The sequence below is a fragment of the Aquiflexum sp. genome, assembly GCF_041749095.1.
Classification (GTDB): Bacteria; Bacteroidota; Bacteroidia; order Cytophagales; family Cyclobacteriaceae; genus Aquiflexum.
Genome location: NZ_JBGTCA010000098.1, coordinates 1 through 17,276, shown reverse-complemented (window position 1 = coordinate 17,276; position 17,276 = coordinate 1). Strand labels below are relative to the sequence as shown.

11 protein-coding genes are annotated in these 17,276 nt (G+C 39.0%); 4 read left to right on the top strand and 7 right to left on the bottom strand.

Annotated elements, in window-relative coordinates; translation table 11 throughout:
* Positions 1–29: 29 nt before the first annotated feature.
* The 3 genes from ACEW8O_RS05220 to ACEW8O_RS05210 form a co-directional block, all read right to left on the bottom strand.
* Positions 30–620 carry a LemA family protein gene (locus ACEW8O_RS05220; protein ID WP_373493566.1) on the bottom strand — a complete coding sequence of 197 codons (591 nt, stop codon included), beginning with the start codon at positions 618–620 and terminating at the stop codon, positions 30–32.
* Between the two features lie 78 nt (positions 621–698).
* Positions 699–3,968: a PAS domain S-box protein gene (locus ACEW8O_RS05215; protein ID WP_373493565.1), complete on the bottom strand. Its 3,270-nt coding sequence runs from the start codon at positions 3,966–3,968 to the stop codon at positions 699–701.
* Between the two features lie 140 nt (positions 3,969–4,108).
* Complete coding sequence (locus ACEW8O_RS05210) at positions 4,109–5,362, bottom strand: aspartyl protease family protein (RefSeq protein ID WP_373493564.1); 1,254 nt, start codon at positions 5,360–5,362, stop codon at positions 4,109–4,111.
* A 218-nt stretch (positions 5,363–5,580) separates the two neighbouring features.
* On the opposite strand from ACEW8O_RS05210, the gene ACEW8O_RS05205 reads away from it, so the two are divergent.
* Positions 5,581–6,051 carry a Fur family transcriptional regulator gene (locus ACEW8O_RS05205; protein ID WP_373493563.1) on the top strand — a complete coding sequence of 157 codons (471 nt, stop codon included), beginning with the start codon at positions 5,581–5,583 and terminating at the stop codon, positions 6,049–6,051.
* Positions 6,052–6,193: 142 nt separating this feature from the next.
* Here ACEW8O_RS05205 and ACEW8O_RS05200 read toward each other — a convergent pair whose 3' ends face one another.
* The 4 genes from ACEW8O_RS05200 to ACEW8O_RS05185 form a co-directional block, all read right to left on the bottom strand.
* Complete coding sequence (locus ACEW8O_RS05200) at positions 6,194–6,631, bottom strand: hypothetical protein (protein WP_373493562.1); 438 nt, start codon at positions 6,629–6,631, stop codon at positions 6,194–6,196.
* A gap of 152 nt (positions 6,632–6,783) precedes the next feature.
* Positions 6,784–7,722 (bottom strand): protease modulator HflC, encoded by a 939-nt coding sequence (hflC, locus tag ACEW8O_RS05195; RefSeq protein WP_373493561.1) that lies wholly within the window; start codon positions 7,720–7,722, stop codon positions 6,784–6,786.
* The gene (gene hflK / locus ACEW8O_RS05190; protein WP_373493560.1) at positions 7,719–8,696 is read right to left on the bottom strand and encodes an FtsH protease activity modulator HflK; all 978 of its coding nucleotides are present in this window, start codon (positions 8,694–8,696) and stop codon (positions 7,719–7,721) included. Before hflK ends, hflC begins: the two co-directional genes overlap by 4 nt.
* Positions 8,697–8,753: 57 nt before the next feature.
* Positions 8,754–9,362: a heme-copper oxidase subunit III gene (locus ACEW8O_RS05185; RefSeq protein WP_373493559.1), complete on the bottom strand. Its 609-nt coding sequence runs from the start codon at positions 9,360–9,362 to the stop codon at positions 8,754–8,756.
* A gap of 143 nt (positions 9,363–9,505) precedes the next feature.
* Here ACEW8O_RS05185 and mfd point away from each other — a divergent pair, with 143 nt between their 5' ends.
* From mfd to ACEW8O_RS05170, 3 genes are all read left to right on the top strand, one after another.
* Positions 9,506–12,859 (top strand): transcription-repair coupling factor, encoded by a 3,354-nt coding sequence (gene mfd, locus ACEW8O_RS05180; RefSeq protein WP_373493558.1) that lies wholly within the window; start codon positions 9,506–9,508, stop codon positions 12,857–12,859.
* A 178-nt stretch (positions 12,860–13,037) separates the two neighbouring features.
* Complete coding sequence (gene gldJ, locus ACEW8O_RS05175) at positions 13,038–14,264, top strand: gliding motility lipoprotein GldJ (protein WP_373493557.1); 1,227 nt, start codon at positions 13,038–13,040, stop codon at positions 14,262–14,264.
* 600 nt (positions 14,265–14,864) lie between these two features.
* Positions 14,865–17,276: alpha/beta hydrolase family protein (locus ACEW8O_RS05170; RefSeq protein ID WP_373493556.1), on the top strand; the 2,412-nt coding region annotated here is incomplete at its 3' end.

Genomic DNA, 17,276 nt, shown 5'->3' with positions numbered 1-17,276 from the left:
CTGAGAAAATAATTTTTCAGCCATAATTGTTAAAATTGAACCGATGGAGCAGTTTCTGCACCTTGGGTTGCTTCAAAATATCCCTTTCTTTCAAAACCATACCAGCCTGCAAAGATATTATTTGGGAATGTCCTTAAGTTGGAATTATAGGATTGTACTGATTGGTTAAAATTTTTTCTCGCTACAGCAATTCGGTTCTCTGTACCTTCCAGTTGAGCTTGAAGTTCCAAAAAGTTTTGGTTGGCTTTCAGGTCAGGGTATCTTTCTACAGTTACCAAAAGACGGCTTAGCGCTCCGCTTAATTGGTCTTGGGCCTGTTGGAATTGTGCAATATTTTCCGGAGTAAGGTTATCGGCATTTAGATTGATGGATGTTGCTTTAGAACGTGCTTCAATTACGCCAGTTAAGGTTTCCTGCTCAAAATCCGCATATCCCTTTACTGTATTGACCAAATTGGGAATCAAGTCTGCCCTTCTTTGATATTGGGTTTCCACCTCAGCCCATTGTCCATTGATGGTTTCTTCATTTTGCACAAACATATTGTACACGCCCACTGCTTTGGTATAAACAAATATTCCGACTACGGCAATGATGATGATTGGTATTATTGCTTTTTTCATACTTTAAAGTTTTATGGATTTCAGTGCAAAGGTAAAATAATACAAGAGAAATAGATGGAAATTACCGGCTGCAATTTTTTAATTTTCTACGGGTTGGTATGATCGTAGGTTATTGAGATAAATATAAAATGTAGTTCCTTCTCCAACCACACTTTGAACCTCAAGATTGCCATCATGTGCGCGGATTTGTTCTCTTACCAGATATAAGCCCAAACCCTTGCCGTCCACATGGGAGTGGAATCTTTGATAAAGCCCAAAAAGCCTGTCCTTGTATCTGTCAAGGTCAATCCCGATGCCGTTGTCCCGAAATTCAATGACAGTATATTCTTTTATAGGATAGGTTTTGATCTGAATGATAGGATTTCTTTCAGGATGCCGATATTTGATGGCATTTGTAGTTAGGTTGATCATAAAATTTTCCAGGTGGGAGTAAATATAATTGATGTCTGGTGCTGCTGAAAAATCACATAAGATTTTTGTACCGGATTCTTTGAACTGCTTGGAAAGGCTTTTTTCAAGGTTTCTTATTAATTTTCTAAAACTCACCTGTTCTATTTTAGGCAGTTTGTTTTTCTTAATGGAAACCACCTCAATCAAATCCTCCAATGTACTGTGAAGAATCTCAGTAGAGATCTTTAAGTTCTCCATGACCTCTTGATTTTCATAATCCGATGGATCAGCAATATTGTACAAGTCCAAAAGTGATGAAATATTAACAATCGGTGCCCGGAGATTGTGGGAAATGATATAAGCAAAGCGCTGAAGCTCCTCATTTTGGGATTTAAGATCACGGATCAACTGCTCTCTTTCTGACTCAGAAGTTTTGATTTCTGTAATATTCTGAGAAACCAAAAGAATACGGTCAATCTCTCCAAAATTATTGACCAATGGAACTCCATTTTTCAAAAAGTATTGTTTGCCTTTTGTAATCTCAAAAACTACAGATTCCCCTTGAAATACTTTTTCGAAATATCCTTGGACTTGAACTGCCTCCTTGGTATCATAGGTAAGCATATGGGATGTTCCGACCAGGTTATTGGGTTCAATGCCAAGTGATTGGTAGCCTTTTCCATCAGTATAAACGTAATTTAAATCTTTATCCAAAACGGCAATGATTCCTTTAGGGAAATTTTCGGCAATACTTCGAAATAGCAATTCTGAAGAGATAAGTCTGTTTTCAAAATACATTCTGCTCAATTCTGCTCCTATCCTGTCTGAAAGTACGTTCAACAAACCTGATAATCCAGCACTGTATGGTTGTGGCTTTTCATCCATCAATACCAAAATCCCCAATCTATTTTGATCCATGTCAGCAATAGGCACGCCCACATAGGTTGAAATTTTCATCTCTACCAACTCTCTATCTTTAGGAAACTTTTGGGAAGCGCCACTTTGGATGATATAGGGAGCGTTTAATTTCAAACAGTGTTGGCATGGAGTTTTCTCAAGATTATAACTGAAATTCTCTTGCTTTGCTCCATGTCTAAAAAAGGATAGAATGTTTGCAATATTGTTTTTTTCGTTGATTTCTGCAATGAAGCAACTGGACATATGCAGTTTATCTGACAGATAGGCCGTAAGTTCATCGAAAAAAGCCTGACCGCTGTACTTTGAAGTCCTTTCGGTAAGACTTGAAAGAATATTAGAGACATATTGTTGTTCGCTGATATCTTCCAAAATTGCCTGAAAAATCCTCCCATCATCCACGGATTTTGCATTTACCCTCAGGTGAAAAAGTTTGTTGCTGAAGAAACTGATATAGGGTCCTTCATAGTAGCCATATCCCTTCTCGATACTGTCCTTATATGCTTGACTGATTGGATGGTCTTTAATGAGTTCAAAAATATTTTTTCCTATCAAGGCGTCCCTGTCTCTGACTTCAATTTTTTCAAGAGCCCTTTTGTTGACATCCTGAATATATCCGTTTTTATCATATTGAAAAATAGGCAGGGGATTTTCCTCAAAAAGTGTTTTGTACTTGGTCAGATTCAGATAGGACTCGGCTTCTTTCTGTTTGGTATAGGTAAAGTCGACAAAAAAACCAGCCCAAATAGAATCGTTGTTATACTTTTTCAACCTGTTTGAAGCACCATAAACCCATTTGATGTTGCCGGAAGGTGTGATTATCCGGAAATAGGACTCAAATTTTTGATCATTAATAATTGCATTTTTATGAGCTTTAAGGACACTTTCCAGATCATCCGGATGGATCAGGTTTTGGAGGTTCATGTCATTTTCTATTATCACAGAAGCTTCAATTTCCAGCAAATTGTAACAGCCTTCACTTACGAAAACAAATTTTCTGCTTCCATCTGCAAAATTTTTTAACAAATAAACCATTCCCGGTACCACTCCTGTTAGTTCGTCGAGAACCGTTTTGTGCTCCAAAAGGTCTTTTTCCATTTCTTTAAGAGCCGAAATATCAGTGATAATACCAAGGACCAAATTTTTTTGACTGGGTTCTTCTGCAAATTTTTTGTTTTCATCCTGTACATAAATGAAATGGCCCTCATTGTGCAATACCCGATAGACCAATTTGGAATAATGTTCAAATCCCGAATCAAAATAATGCCTGTCTTCAGGATGGATCAAATTGATCCAGTCTTCTCCTTTGAATCCTGAAAAGAAATGTGAAGGATACCCGAGTATTTTTTTAAATCCACCTGAAAATATAAAATTGTCATCTTGGATATCATATTCATAGTAGATCAGATTGTTTTTCTTTTGGGCATCATTTTCCCCTGAGAATCCATAGACCAATTGAACCAAAACAAATTCTTCTGAAAGTGTCTTTTTGGCCAGATATAGATGCTCAGGAAATATGGTAAGAACTTCTGATTTTTCTTTATGTATGAAATCCGAAAAATTTCCCTTGTCGAGAAAATCAAATTTGGAAATAAAATACTCCTTCCAGTCCTCAACACTATTTAGACCCTTACTACTTTCTAATCCAGAATACACTTTGTTTTGGTAAATGTTCAGAAGCCAGGAGAATTTGATGTTCTGATCGGAAGAAGTCGGAGAAATAAGCACATTCACCAAATAAGAATTGTCGGGCTGAGAAATTACATAACCCTCAAGATTGACAAACCTGAAATATTTTTTCTTCCACACAAGGGGACAGGTAATTTTATCCCCGTTTCCAAGGATCTGGAACAGGTATCCAAAAAAGGGCTTAGGAATAGTTGGAAATATTTTTTCAAAAAATGCTTCTTCGTAAAATTTCTCACCTTTTTCCAAAATCGTCCTTACTTCTGAAGAAATATATAGCAGTTCGTATTTGCCATCTTCATAGCTTTTGTAAGTAAGTAATATGTTCTTTAATGAATCTTTCGGGCTTTCAGACATCATTCAAATAAAAAGAATTGTGAATAGCATTGCGCCAACATTTAACTTTTGTTAGCTTCAAGAGTTTTCAAATATACATTACTTAATAGAAATCTTAATAGGAAAAGTACAAGTCTATGATTTAAAGCGACCTAAATTGGTTAAATCTGTCTTTTAAGTTTGAATCTTACTTCAATCAATTCAAAATTTTCAGTATCCTCATCAATGTATCTCTGTAAAACAAGTTTGATTTCCCTTCCCTCCTCTGATCGGAATATTTTGATCAAATCAGAAAGCTCCCAAAAATCCAGAGGTACGGTATTGATGCTTACAAATTCATCATTTTTTCGTACCCCTGCGATGTAGGCAGGTGAGCCCTCACGAACCTGGGACACATAAAATCTTTTTTCATCTGAAGGAATTACACGGGAAGTTATACCGCTCATGTCATATTCAAAAGGTTCATGAAAAGTCATTCCTTTTTTGACATATATCTTTTCCCGGTTATAATCAAAGATGATATTCATTCTGCCCAATAACTCGGAACCAACACTTCCCTGTCTTCCACTGTCCTTGATTACATAGCTGAATTCTGTTTCATCAGGAAACGAAGTAATAATGTTATTGAACTTCAGGCTGCTGAATCTTAGCCGACGAGTCCTCGCCACAAAACCATACAAATCACCTCCAAGCGATCTCCCAAGTTCACTTTCAAGACGTTCATTAGGCAATATTATCTGATCTGATGTCTCCCTGTTAAGCAAAAGACCATGATTGGCTCCTGTATCTATCAAAAGTTTGGCATCTAGTTCCCCTCCGTCATTCTGTTTGACTTTTGCTTGGATATATGGTTTGCTGTTTTCAAGCTTAACCGGTAATTTTCTGAATCCAAAAGGCCTTTTCTTTAGGGCATCTGACCTGTAAAATGATATGACCCCTTCATCATAATCAATTTTTACAGGATTATGCTTGAAAAATTCATATCCGATTACCCCAAATACAGGAACGCCGATTACCCTCTCCAATTCCAGAAAATCCTCATCCAAGACCAGTATTGTCTGGAAAATACCTTCGATGGGACCTAAATCAAGATGATTGGTCGGTGAAACAGAGGCTGTCAGAACAGTCTTGCCGTCTGCACCGACCAGGTCCAGTTTTCTGGTATATTTAAGTCCCAAATAATCCCCCAATGTTTTACTGAAAAGAATATTGGTCTTTACCCCTGTATCCACCAGGAAATTTACAGGTACACTGTCATTTATGGAAACAGGTAAAATAATAAGGTTATTGGAAGCCAAAAATGGGATTTCCTTTTTCCTGCTATCCTCTTTCATATAAAAACCCGGAACCTGAGCCAAAAGAGAATGAATTGTGAACCAACAAAAGAGAAAATAGAAAAAGATACTTTTTTTCATCATGTTTAATCTAGGTTACTTGGGTTTTGGGTTTAATATAATGATAAATATTTTTTCTAGATCAATTGTTCAATCAATTGATTTGAGTGGGTCAAAGTATTTTGGTAAAATGTGTTGTTTATATTCAAATCAAATAAGGATGTATAACGTCCTTCACCATGCTATTTATTGAAAAAATCTAAAAAATACCTCATCTTTATTATTTAGAAACATTTGGTATGGCAGAAAAGTCAATAGTAGAAAAAGCAAAAAAAATTTTTGAAAACTTTCTCATCAGACAGGGAAGTAGAAAAACACCGGAAAGATATTCTGTAATCGATGAGTTATATGCATTACCTCAAGACGAGCATATTGATGTTGAGGGCCTGTTTTTATTGATGCGGAATAAAGGTTATACCATCAGTCGCGCTACTATATACAATACATTGGATCTTTTGGTGGAATGTGGACTAGCAGTAAAACATCAGTTCAAAGATAAGGTTGCCCTATATGAACAGGCACTAACCTACAAACACCACGACCATCATGTGTGTAATCAATGCAGAAAAATCCGGGAGTTTTCCGATGAAAGGATCAATTTGATCAAGGAAGCGATGGGACAGGAATTCAAATCAGCTATCAGCAGCCATTCTTTAGTGCTTTATGGAGATTGTCAGATCCAGAATTGTGATAACCTCACCATTATTTAACCCTGACTTTAGATACATTTTTAATTTGAGGAATTTTCAGGTAGTGGGGCAAATCGAATCCTTAAAGAATAGTCATTTTTGGGCATTTCTTCCGTCTTCGGTCTTCCGACTTCCGTCCAAAAAAGAAAATCAATCTTTAAAATCAAACCTTAAATATCTTCTTATAAATCGGTTTTCTGTACAAAAACTGAAGATAGAGAGCAGGATATAGCATCAGGGTCATAAGTGAAAATCTGCTTTTATAGGTGATTTCGTCTCTGATAATACTTCCTTCTCCTGTTTTGATAATGCGGTGCTTATGCTGCCATTCCTTCAAAAAAAAAGGAAGCTCTACCCCTTTATCCACAAAATAAAATTCCCGGTCTGTAGTCTTGTCTTCTGTAATATTACTTGTCCATTTTTGCTTAAAAAAAATGAAATTGAGCTTAAGTGAGACCAAATCACCTTTTTTGGATCCATCAAAACGCAAAAGTTTTACCGGTGGAAAGGGCGGACTTAGTTTGGAAAACAAGCTTTGGTTGAACCCATCTTTTACTTTAAGGTAATCCTGTTGAACCTCAGTCTCTATATTGATCTTCATGGCATGTTAACTTTGTTTGCTAAAGCTTGTTCAAACTAAAAACAAAATGTCCCTTAGGTTTTATGAAGGCGATGACGGATTTATTTTAAAAATCTATCCTTTGCCCAACAAACTTAAGGGACATTATTATCAGCAGTTTCAGCCGATTTTGTTTAGTTCAGTTTTTTCAGATACTTGAAAAACTCACTGTCAGAAGATAGAATAATACTAGTATTTTCATCCATTGATTTTTCAAAACTTTCCATGGTTCTTAGAAATTTGTAAAGGTCCACCGCAGTACGGTTTTTATTGTATGCAGATGCATAGATATCTGTGGCTTCGGCATCTGCACGGCCTTTGATTTCCTCTGCTTCCCTAAATGCATTAGACTGGATTTCGGCAAGGTCTCTTTCTTTATCCCCCTCGATTTTTCTGGCTTCACCTTGTCCTTCAGACCTGAACTGATCTGCAATCCGGTTTCTTTCAGAAATCATCCTGTCGTAAACACGGTCCCTAACCTCATCTACATAATTCATCCTTTTGAACTTAAAATCCAAAATCCTGACACCCAGGTCAGCAGTTCTCTCATTGGCTTTTTCCAATACAATTTTTTCGATTACAGCCCGACCCACAGATATATCATCCAATCTTTCAATTTCCTCCATAAAATCTTCGGTGATTTCCGGATCCCTGTTTGAAGAGCGGACAATATCCAATAAATCATGGCTTGCTATGGCATTTCTTGTTTCTCCATCCAAAATGTCATCCAATCTTGATTGGGCAGAACGCTCATCCCTCAAGCGGATGAAAAACTGTAAAGGGTTGGTAATTTCCCATCTTGCGTAGGTATCCACAAAAATAAATTTCTTGTCTTTGGTAGGTACTTGGTTTTTATTCCCATCCCATTCGAGATACCTTTTGTCAAAGAACTGCACTTTATGTAAAAAGGGCACTTTGAAGTTCAGCCCCGGTTCAGTCCTTGGGTCTCCCACAGGTCTCCCAAATTGAGTTACGATGGCCTGTTGCGTTTCGTCAAGTATATATATGGTGTTTGTCAATACCAGAACGGTAGCTACAACCAAACTTATTAGTATTATTCTTTTTGTTTTCATGGGTTGATGGCTTTAGCTCTGTCTATGTTCAACAACGGCAACACATTGTTACCCTTTTCATCGACAATGATTTTGTTCCCGATTTTTGGCAATATCTTTTCCATTGTTTCCAAGTAAATTCTCTGCTTGGTCACCTCAGGAGCTTTTACGTAGGCTTCAAACAGAGAATTGAATCTGTCTGATTCACCTTTCGCTCTGTTTACCCGATTGAGGGCATAAGCCTCAGCCAACTGTATGGTCTCAAGTGCCTCACCTCTAGCCCTGGGGATAACCCTGTTGTATTCCGCCTCTGCCTGATTGATGAGCGTCTCTCTTTCCTGTTGGGCCTCATTTACTGCATTGAATGAGGGCTTTACCGGTTCAGGAGGATTGACGTCCTGTAAAACTACCTGATCAATGCGAATTCCATTTTCATATTCATCACAAAGTTGTTGCAACAATACCTCTACACTCGAGGCGACTTCCTGACGGCCAACTGTTAACACTTCATTGACTGTCCGGTCACCCACTATTTTTCTCATTGATGCTTCTGACATATCCCTAAGGGTTTTTTCAGCATTTCTTACCCTGAATAGGTACTTGTATGAATCCACAATTCTATACTGGACCACCCATTCCACATCAGTGAGGTTGAGGTCACCGGTGAGCATCATGCTTTCATCCCCATAATTACCATCGGAATATTCGCTTCGTTGAGAAGCTTGGGTTGTGCGGAATCCAAATTCCTGCTTCAATTGCCGTTGCACCGGAATCTTATGCATAGACTCCAGGCCAAAAGGTAAAATAAAACTCAGACCGGGATCCACTGTTCTGTTGTATTTGCCAAGCTGAATGACTACCCCTACTTCCTCCGGACCCACGGTTTTGGTGCTTGTGACCGCTGCCACAAACAGCAGGAATCCCAAAATGATCCGGCCGAGGTATTTCTTGATCCAATCAGGATCAATGTTGATTTCATATTTATTTTCTGCCATATCTGTTTTTGGTTTATTCGTTAACTTATGATCAAAGACCGAAATTAGGTTTATTTTCTAAAAGGTAAGTACAAAAATCAAAAAGAGAATCAGCCAGATGATATCCATAAAATGCCAATAAATGGTAAAAAGTTGGATTCTCATTTTTTCGAAGGGATTGGTCAGCAGGATCAAATGCCTGACTTCGTCTTTTTCTACCCTACTATATTGGTACACCATAATGATCGCAAATGTCATGGCACCAACCAAATGGAAAATATGAATGCCGCTCAAAACATAAAGAAAACTCCCACTGGGCAATCCCCGAAAATCAACACCCATGTTCCCAAGTTCTTTCCAACCCATAAACTGTAACCCTGTGAAGATTATCCCAAGGAAAAAAGTCAATAGCAAGCTGTTTTTAAGTTTGGTCACATCATCCTCCCTATAATGCACCATCATTTTGGTCACAGTATATCCACTGATTAAAATAATTAAAGAACTCAAAATAAATGATTTTGGCATCTTAAACTTCACGCCCTCCATCATCGAGGTATCCGAAGATAAGAATGCCACCGTCATAAATAGAAAAATCAAACCGCTTCCAAACATGCCAAGGTAAAGCAGGGTCTGATAAGGATGCATGTTTTCTATTCTCTGAAACCAGGTTTCTTTGGTTTTTTCCATTTGATTTTTCGACTACAATAACTTAAACATTTTAAAGTCTCTTAGGTTCAGGCTAAATGAATACAATTTCATAAAAGACTTTAACAAGTAGAATAAAAATCAATTTCATAACTTTGCCCCCTAATAATTCTACCCGACCCATTTTGGAAAAAAAATCCTTTCTTTCTTTATACCAAACCGATCCCTTTGTTCAGACCTTGGCTGATACCATCTTGAACAATAGGAGAGGAAATTATCAGTTCAAAGGACTTTCCGGCAGTTTGGACATGGTAGTATTTGCTTCAATTTTTAACATAACGAAAGGATGCCATTTGATAGTGGCCCATGACAAAGAGGAAGCCGCTTACCTTAATAATGATATTCAGGAATTGTTGGGTGAAAATTCCACCTACTATTTTCCTTCGAGCTACAAGAGACCCTATCAGTTTGATGAAATAGAAAATGCAAATGTGCTTCAAAGGGCTGAAGTACTCAATAAGATCTTGGTTCAAGAACGTGAAAATCCCATAATCATAACTTATGCAGAGGCCTTGTATGAAAAAGTCATCAACAAAAGATCCCTGAAAGAAAATACTTTTTTGGCAGCCGTAGGTGAAAAAGTTGATTTGGAATTTATTGCAGAATTGCTAAACACCTATGATTTTGAAAAAACCGATTTTGTTTTTGAACCTGGACAGTTTGCCATCAGAGGGGGTATTTTGGATATTTTTTCCTATGCCAATGACCTTCCTTTCAGGTTGGAGCTCTTTGGCAAGGAAATAGAATCCATCAGGACTTTTGATCCCGAATCCCAGCTTTCATTGGATAAAATTGACCATATCAGTATTATTCCAAATGTTCAGACCAAACTTTTGCAGGAACAGAGACAGTCTTTTTTGGAGTTTCTTCCTACCAATACTTTGATGTGGTTTAAGGATTTTCAGTTTTCATTGGATATCATGGAAGAGTATTTCCAAAAAGCCCATAGTCAATTTGATCAGATTGTAAGCCGCACCGCCAATGAAAAGCTCCTGCTCAAACCTGAGGATCTTTTTGACGGGCAAGAGAAATTTTCTGAATTTGCTGGAAAATTCGGCAAACTTGAATTTGGCCATAAGTTCTATTTCAAAGACGCCAAAATATTTAATTTCAATTCCAAACCGCAGCCATCATTCAATAAGAATTTTGACCTGTTGGTAGAAAATCTGGTAGAAAATGAAAAGACAGGATGGCTGAATATCATCTGCTCTGAAAGCGACAAACAGATTCAGCGTCTTGAAAACATTTTCAACGAATTGGACCCCACGCTCAGAGTTCAATCTTTGCATATAGGTCTGCGGGAAGGTTTTGTGGACAAAAACCATGAGATTGCCTGCTATACTGACCATCAGATTTTTGAAAGGTTCCATCGCTACAAGACCAAATCGAAAGCAAGCAAATCAAAAGCACTTACGCTCAGGGAACTAAAGACCTTGCATCCGGGAGATTTTATAGTCCATGTAGATTATGGTGTTGGGAGATTTGCAGGTCTTGAAAAAGTAGATGTGCATGGTAAATCCCAAGAAGCGGTTAGGCTGATATTCAGGGATGATGACCTTTTGTTTGTCAATATCCATTCCCTGCACAAGATTTCCAAATATTCAGGTCAGGAAGGAACCAATCCTTCTATGTCCAAATTAGGCTCTCCTGAGTGGGAGAATAAAAAGAGTAGAGTCAAAGGCAAGGTCAAGGACATAGCCAAAGACTTGATCTCTTTATATGCCAAAAGAAAAAGTGCACCGGGTTTTCAGTTTTCTTCCGATTCTGTCTTGCAGGTAGAACTCGAGAGTTCCTTTGTTTTTGAGGACACACCCGATCAGGCATTGGCTACTGCTGATGTGAAAGCGGACATGGAAAAAAGCTATCCAATGGACCGTTTGGTCTGTGGAGATGTAGGTTTTGGCAAGACCGAGGTTGCTATCAGAGCAGCATTCAAAGCTTTGAATGACAGAAAACAGGTAGCGGTATTAGTGCCAACTACGATTTTGGCCATGCAGCATTATCATACATTCAAAGAAAGACTTACGGGTTTTCCAGTGAAAGTAGAATATATCAACAGGTTCCGTTCTCCAAAAGAAATCAAAGAAATCACCCAACAAGTCACTACAGGAGAGATTGATATTTTGATCGGAACGCATAGAATTGTCAATAAGGACATCAAATTCAAAAACCTCGGCTTATTGGTCATTGATGAGGAGCAAAAATTTGGCGTAAAAGTCAAAGATCAACTGAAAGAAATGAAGGTTAATGTAGATGTATTGACCTTAACAGCTACACCTATACCTCGAACCTTACATTTTTCATTAATGGGTGCCCGTGATCTTTCAGTCATCGCAACTCCTCCGCCCAATCGTCAGCCTGTTACCACTGAAATACATACTTTCAGGGAAGAGGTGATAAGAGATGCTATCTCATTTGAGATCCGAAGAGGCGGGCAGGTATTTTTTGTTCACAACCGTGTCGGGGAAATCGACGCCATAGCCAACCTGATCCTAAGATTGGTTCCTGATGCAAGAGTATCATCTGCCCACGGTCAAATGGATGGGAAAAAACTTGAAAACATCATGGTCAAATTCATCGAAGGAGAATATGATGTATTGGTTTCCACCAATATCATTGAATCTGGTTTGGATATTCCCAATGCCAATACCATTATTATTAACCGTGCTCACATGTTTGGCTTAAGCGACCTGCATCAAATGCGGGGTCGTGTAGGAAGGAGTAATAAAAAGGCTTTCTGCTACCTGTTGACAACTCCGACTTCGGGGCTTACGGCAGAAGCAAGAAAGAGGCTACAGACTTTGGAAGAATTTTCTGATTTGGGCGATGGATTCAAAGTGGCCATGAGAGATTTGGATATTAGGGGGGCAGGAAATCTTCTCGGCGCCGAGCAAAGCGGGTTTATTACCGACCTTGGGTTTGAAATGTACCATAAGATTTTGGATGAAGCGGTTCAGGAATTGAAGGAAAATGAATTTGCCGAACTTTTCGAAGTAGATTTGAAGGAAAAGGTAAAGGTATTGGTGCAGGATTGTGTGATTGAAACGGACTTGGAGCTATTGATACCAGAAACTTATGTGAGCAATATTTCAGAAAGGTTGGGCCTTTATGCCAAACTCGACAATATCAAAATGGAATCTGAACTCCTTACTTATATCCAATCCATCAGAGATCGTTTTGGCCCAATTCCTGATACAGTGGATGACCTATTCGAAACAGTAAGGTTGCGATGGATTGCTGAAGATTTGGGATTTGAGAAATTGGTGATCAAAAATGGCATCATGAAATGTTACTTTCTACCACCAGAAAAAGAAAAGTATTTCAGGTCAGATACCTTTGGCAAGATTTTGGCGTTTATACAAACACAAGGGAAATATTGTAAAATCAAAGAGGCGAAGAACCGCTTAATCCTCATAATCAATGACGTTAATACCATCGAAAAATCAAAAAAATGGCTCTTGGGGATGAAAAATTCATAAATTTTGAAAATTTTTAATCAAGGCTTATTTGTTTTTCCTCTCAAAATATTTGTATTATTTCCAACAATCCCGCAAAAATCCCATTTTCTACAATGGAGGGTACAAAAAAAATAATTGTGTTAAGATATTATTGATTATATATTAGCGTTCTATTTGTGCATAAAAACACTTTAATACTATGGTTTTTAGAAATAATAAAACAGGCTTGATTTTGGCTTCCGCATTGATTATCGCAGGAGCATTCCTTAGTTCCTGTAACAAAACGCCAGGCTACGGCAGAAGGACTGCCGCCAAGCCGGGCAAAGCAAGCCCTACTACGGGTGCTGAATATAGCTTTGATGTTTCAAAAGACAGTACACAGTTTTTGGTTACCAGATTAGCCAAGCAGGAAATCGGACCCAACCTGAAATACATTCAAGGTGGTCGTGCCGTTCTAGGATCCCAAGAACAAGATGTCATGGCTTTCCGTGACAACGCCGAAAGAACTGTCACCATTGCCTCTTTCTTTATGGATGAGACTGAAATCACGAACAATGACTACCGTGAATTTCTTTTCCATATGAAGAAACAGGTAAGCGCTGATTCCATTCAAAAATTGGAACCTCAGGAAGGTGTTTGGGCTGGGGCACTATCTTACAATGATGTTTATGATACATATTACTTCAGGTTCCCTGGTTTCAACTTTTATCCTGTAGCAGGTGTATCCTGGACTCAGGCAAATGTATATGCCAAATGGAGAACGGCGTTTGTGTCTGACCTCATCCGTGAAAGAAATAAAATCGATAGTTCCCTTACTAAAAATCAGTTGATTGAAAGAGGTGTTGCCTTTGCAGAATACAGGCTTCCAAGTGAAGCTGAATGGGAATATGCTGCCAAAGCCATGATCGGAACCCAGTATATGGACGAAAATCAGGAATATGGACGAATTTATCCTTGGGATGGCAGAGGTGTTAGGAATCCATATAATGTCAAAAGAAAAGGCAAGCAAGGTGATTTCCTAGCCAATTTCAAAAGAGGCAGAGGTGATTATGCAGGTATTGCAGGTAGCAATTCGAATGATGGAGAAATTCTACCTACCAACGTTTATGACTTCCCACCAAATGATTTCGGACTCTATCACATGGCCGGAAATGTCAACGAATGGGTACAGGATGTTTACAGACCGCTTTCTTACCAGGATTTTGATGATCTTAACCCTTTAAGAAAAGATGGTATTTTTGATGAAGAAGAAACTTACGGTACTACTTTGATTACTGACGAATACAGAGTTTATAAAGGAGGCTCTTGGAGAGATATGGCTTATTGGCTTGCTCCGGGAACAAGAAGATTTATCCATCAGGATTCCGCCACCAATCACATTGGTTTTAGATGCGCAATGATTTCGATCGGTGGAGTAGGAAAATAATTGTTTGTGTTTTTATAAAATTTAAAGAGGAACCCCAAAAGGGTTCCTTTTTTTTGTTGCCTTATAGAAGATCTTGAACCTTTCCATTAAACCAAGAGTAGCTAGTGAATAAAACTTTTCCTTGTCACCTCGATCCTGATCATTATCGTGGACAGAGGTCTTGAAACCCAAAGGTTGAACAGATTCCTCCTGCCGTACCAATGACATAAATCGGAGCAGCCGTCACCCTGATCCCAATGGCTATCGGGAGAAGGGCCTCCTGAGGATCAGTAAATGATAAAATGAATATATATAGAACCTCTGGAGATCCCTCGTGCCTCGGGATGACGAGAAACCTAATGTCATTCCTTTTCTGAACATTTTCAGAATGTTGGAGACTCAGGATGACGGCGGCTTAACCGGTAACTTAATGTCATTCCTATTTTGAACATTTTCAGCATGTTAAGGACTCGAAATGACAAGGATAACCTGTTTTCTATATTATCCTATCTTCTAGGTTAATTACCACCCATCATCTTTAAAAAACCAAATACCCCAAAAATCAATTATATTATGGTAAGTTGACCTAATTTGTTTACAACTAAGCTTAATAAAACTCTTATGATCAAAATATGGAATAAATTTAATTGCCTCGTCATTTGCTTCGTTTTTTTGGCAGGCATTGCACAGTCTCAAAATGCCCTTTCCTATCAAACACCACCAAAATCCATTGCTGACTTGGTTGACTCCCCTCTGACGCCAACGGTCAGTTTTAGCCGTTCCGGAGATTTGATGTTGATTTTGGAAAGAGCGGGCAACCCATCTATAGAGGACTTGGCGCAACCCGAACTCCGAATAGGAGGGATCAGAATCAACCCGGCTACAAACGGTCCTTCCAGGTCAGGGAGTTTTTATAATGTCATTGTAAAAAACACCAAAACAGGTCAACATCAGACCATCAAAGGTCTTCCAAATACTCCAAAACTTGGAGGTATTTCCCTTTCTAAAGATGAAAAATATGCAGCAGTTACCAATACTACCAATTCAGGAATCAGCCTTTGGGTAGTGGACCTGACTACCTTTGAAGCCAAAAAGTTGACAGAAGAAATTGTCAATGCCACCTATGGTTCGGCTATTTCGTGGACTCCCGACAATAAGATTTTACTAAAAGCCACAAATCCCGATAGAGGACAGATGCCAAAAGCACCTTTGGCACCTTCCGGCCCGATAATCCAAGAAAGTTCAGGAAACGCCGCACCTTCCAGGACCTATCAGGATTTGTTAAGTAATCCACATGATGAGGCTTTGTTGGCCCATTTTATGGATTCCCAACTGATTTTGATTGACCTTCAGGGCAATATGCAGTCCGTGGGAAAACCGGGTATGATCAAATCTGTTGACCTTTCACCTGATGGCAATTACATTACGGTTGATATTGTTCAAAAGCCATTTTCTTATTTGGTCCCAGTTTACCGTTTTCCTTATGATGTAGAGATTTGGGATATCAAAGGCAATAAAGTGAAAACCTTGGCCCAAATTCCTTTGGACGAAGTGAGACCAACCGGCTTTGACGCGACTGTGACAGGACCAAGATCTATCAATTGGAGAGCAGACAAACCCGCTACTCTTTATTGGGTAGAAGCGCAGGATGGAGGAGATCCAAAAGTCAAAATAGATGAGCGGGAAATCATTTATACACTAGATGCGCCTTTCAATGGATCTCCAAGTAAATTGGCAGGAATTGCTTATAGATATAGAGGCATTTTTTGGTCAGATGATAATTTTGCCTTGCTTAATGAGAGTTGGTCCGCAACAAGGCAGGTTCGTGTTCATAGGATCAACCCTTCCAATCCAAATGACAAAGGGTATGTAATTATTGAAAGGTCCTCGGATGACCGATATAATGATCCTGGAAGTCCTGTTTTTACAGTCAATGATTATGGGAAAAATGTATTGTTGAGAAAAGGAGATGATGTATTTATGACCTCCTCCGGAGGAGGCCCTGATGGGGATATGCCTTATCTCTCATCCTTCAACACCAAAACCAAAACCGAGAAAATCCTATGGAGATCCCAGGCACCCTATTTCGAAAGGGTGGTCAAGGTATTGAACACTGATGCCACAGAATTTGTAACACTCAAAGAAAGCATAGACATACAGCCGAATTATTGGATTGTAAATACCCGTAGACGTATCGCCCCAAGGCAGATAACTGATTTCGAACATCCTTATGAGTCTCTGAAAGGCATCAATAAATCTTTGGTGAAATACAAGAGAAAAGATGGATTGGATTTATCTGCCACTTTGTATACCCCCGAAGGATATGATCCTGCCAAAGACGGAAGGCTGCCTGTTTTGATGTGGGCCTATCCAAGAGAATACAAATCCGCCGCTGATGCCTCTCAGGTAAGAGGTTCCAAATACCAATTTACCAGATTGAGTTGGGGTTCACCGATTTATTGGGTAACCCAAGGATTTGCTATCATGGACCAAACCGAAATGCCCATTGTAGGAGAAGGAGCTGAAGAACCCAATGACTTCTTTGTCGATCAATTGGTGGCCAATGCAGAAGCAGCCATCGATTTCATTGTAGATTCGGGAGTTGGGGAAAGGAGCAAAATGGCAGTTGGAGGCCACTCCTATGGCGCATTTATGACTGCCAACCTACTTTCCTATTCAGACCTTTTTGCTGCCGGAATTGCAAGAAGTGGTGCTTATAACCGTACCTTGACACCATTTGGTTTTCAATACGAGCAGAGGTCTTATTGGGAAGCACCTGAGGTGTACAATGCCATGTCCCCTTTTATGAATGCCCATAAAGTGAAAACACCAATACTGTTGATCCATGGAGAAGCGGACAACAATTCCGGTACTTTTCCTATACAATCAGAGCGTTATTTCAATGCCTTGAAGGGACATGGGGCCACAACCCGTTTGGTTTTCCTACCTCACGAAAGCCATGGTTATGCAGCTAAAGAATCCATTTTGCATACATTGTGGGAAATGAATGCGTGGTTGGAGAAATATGTGAAG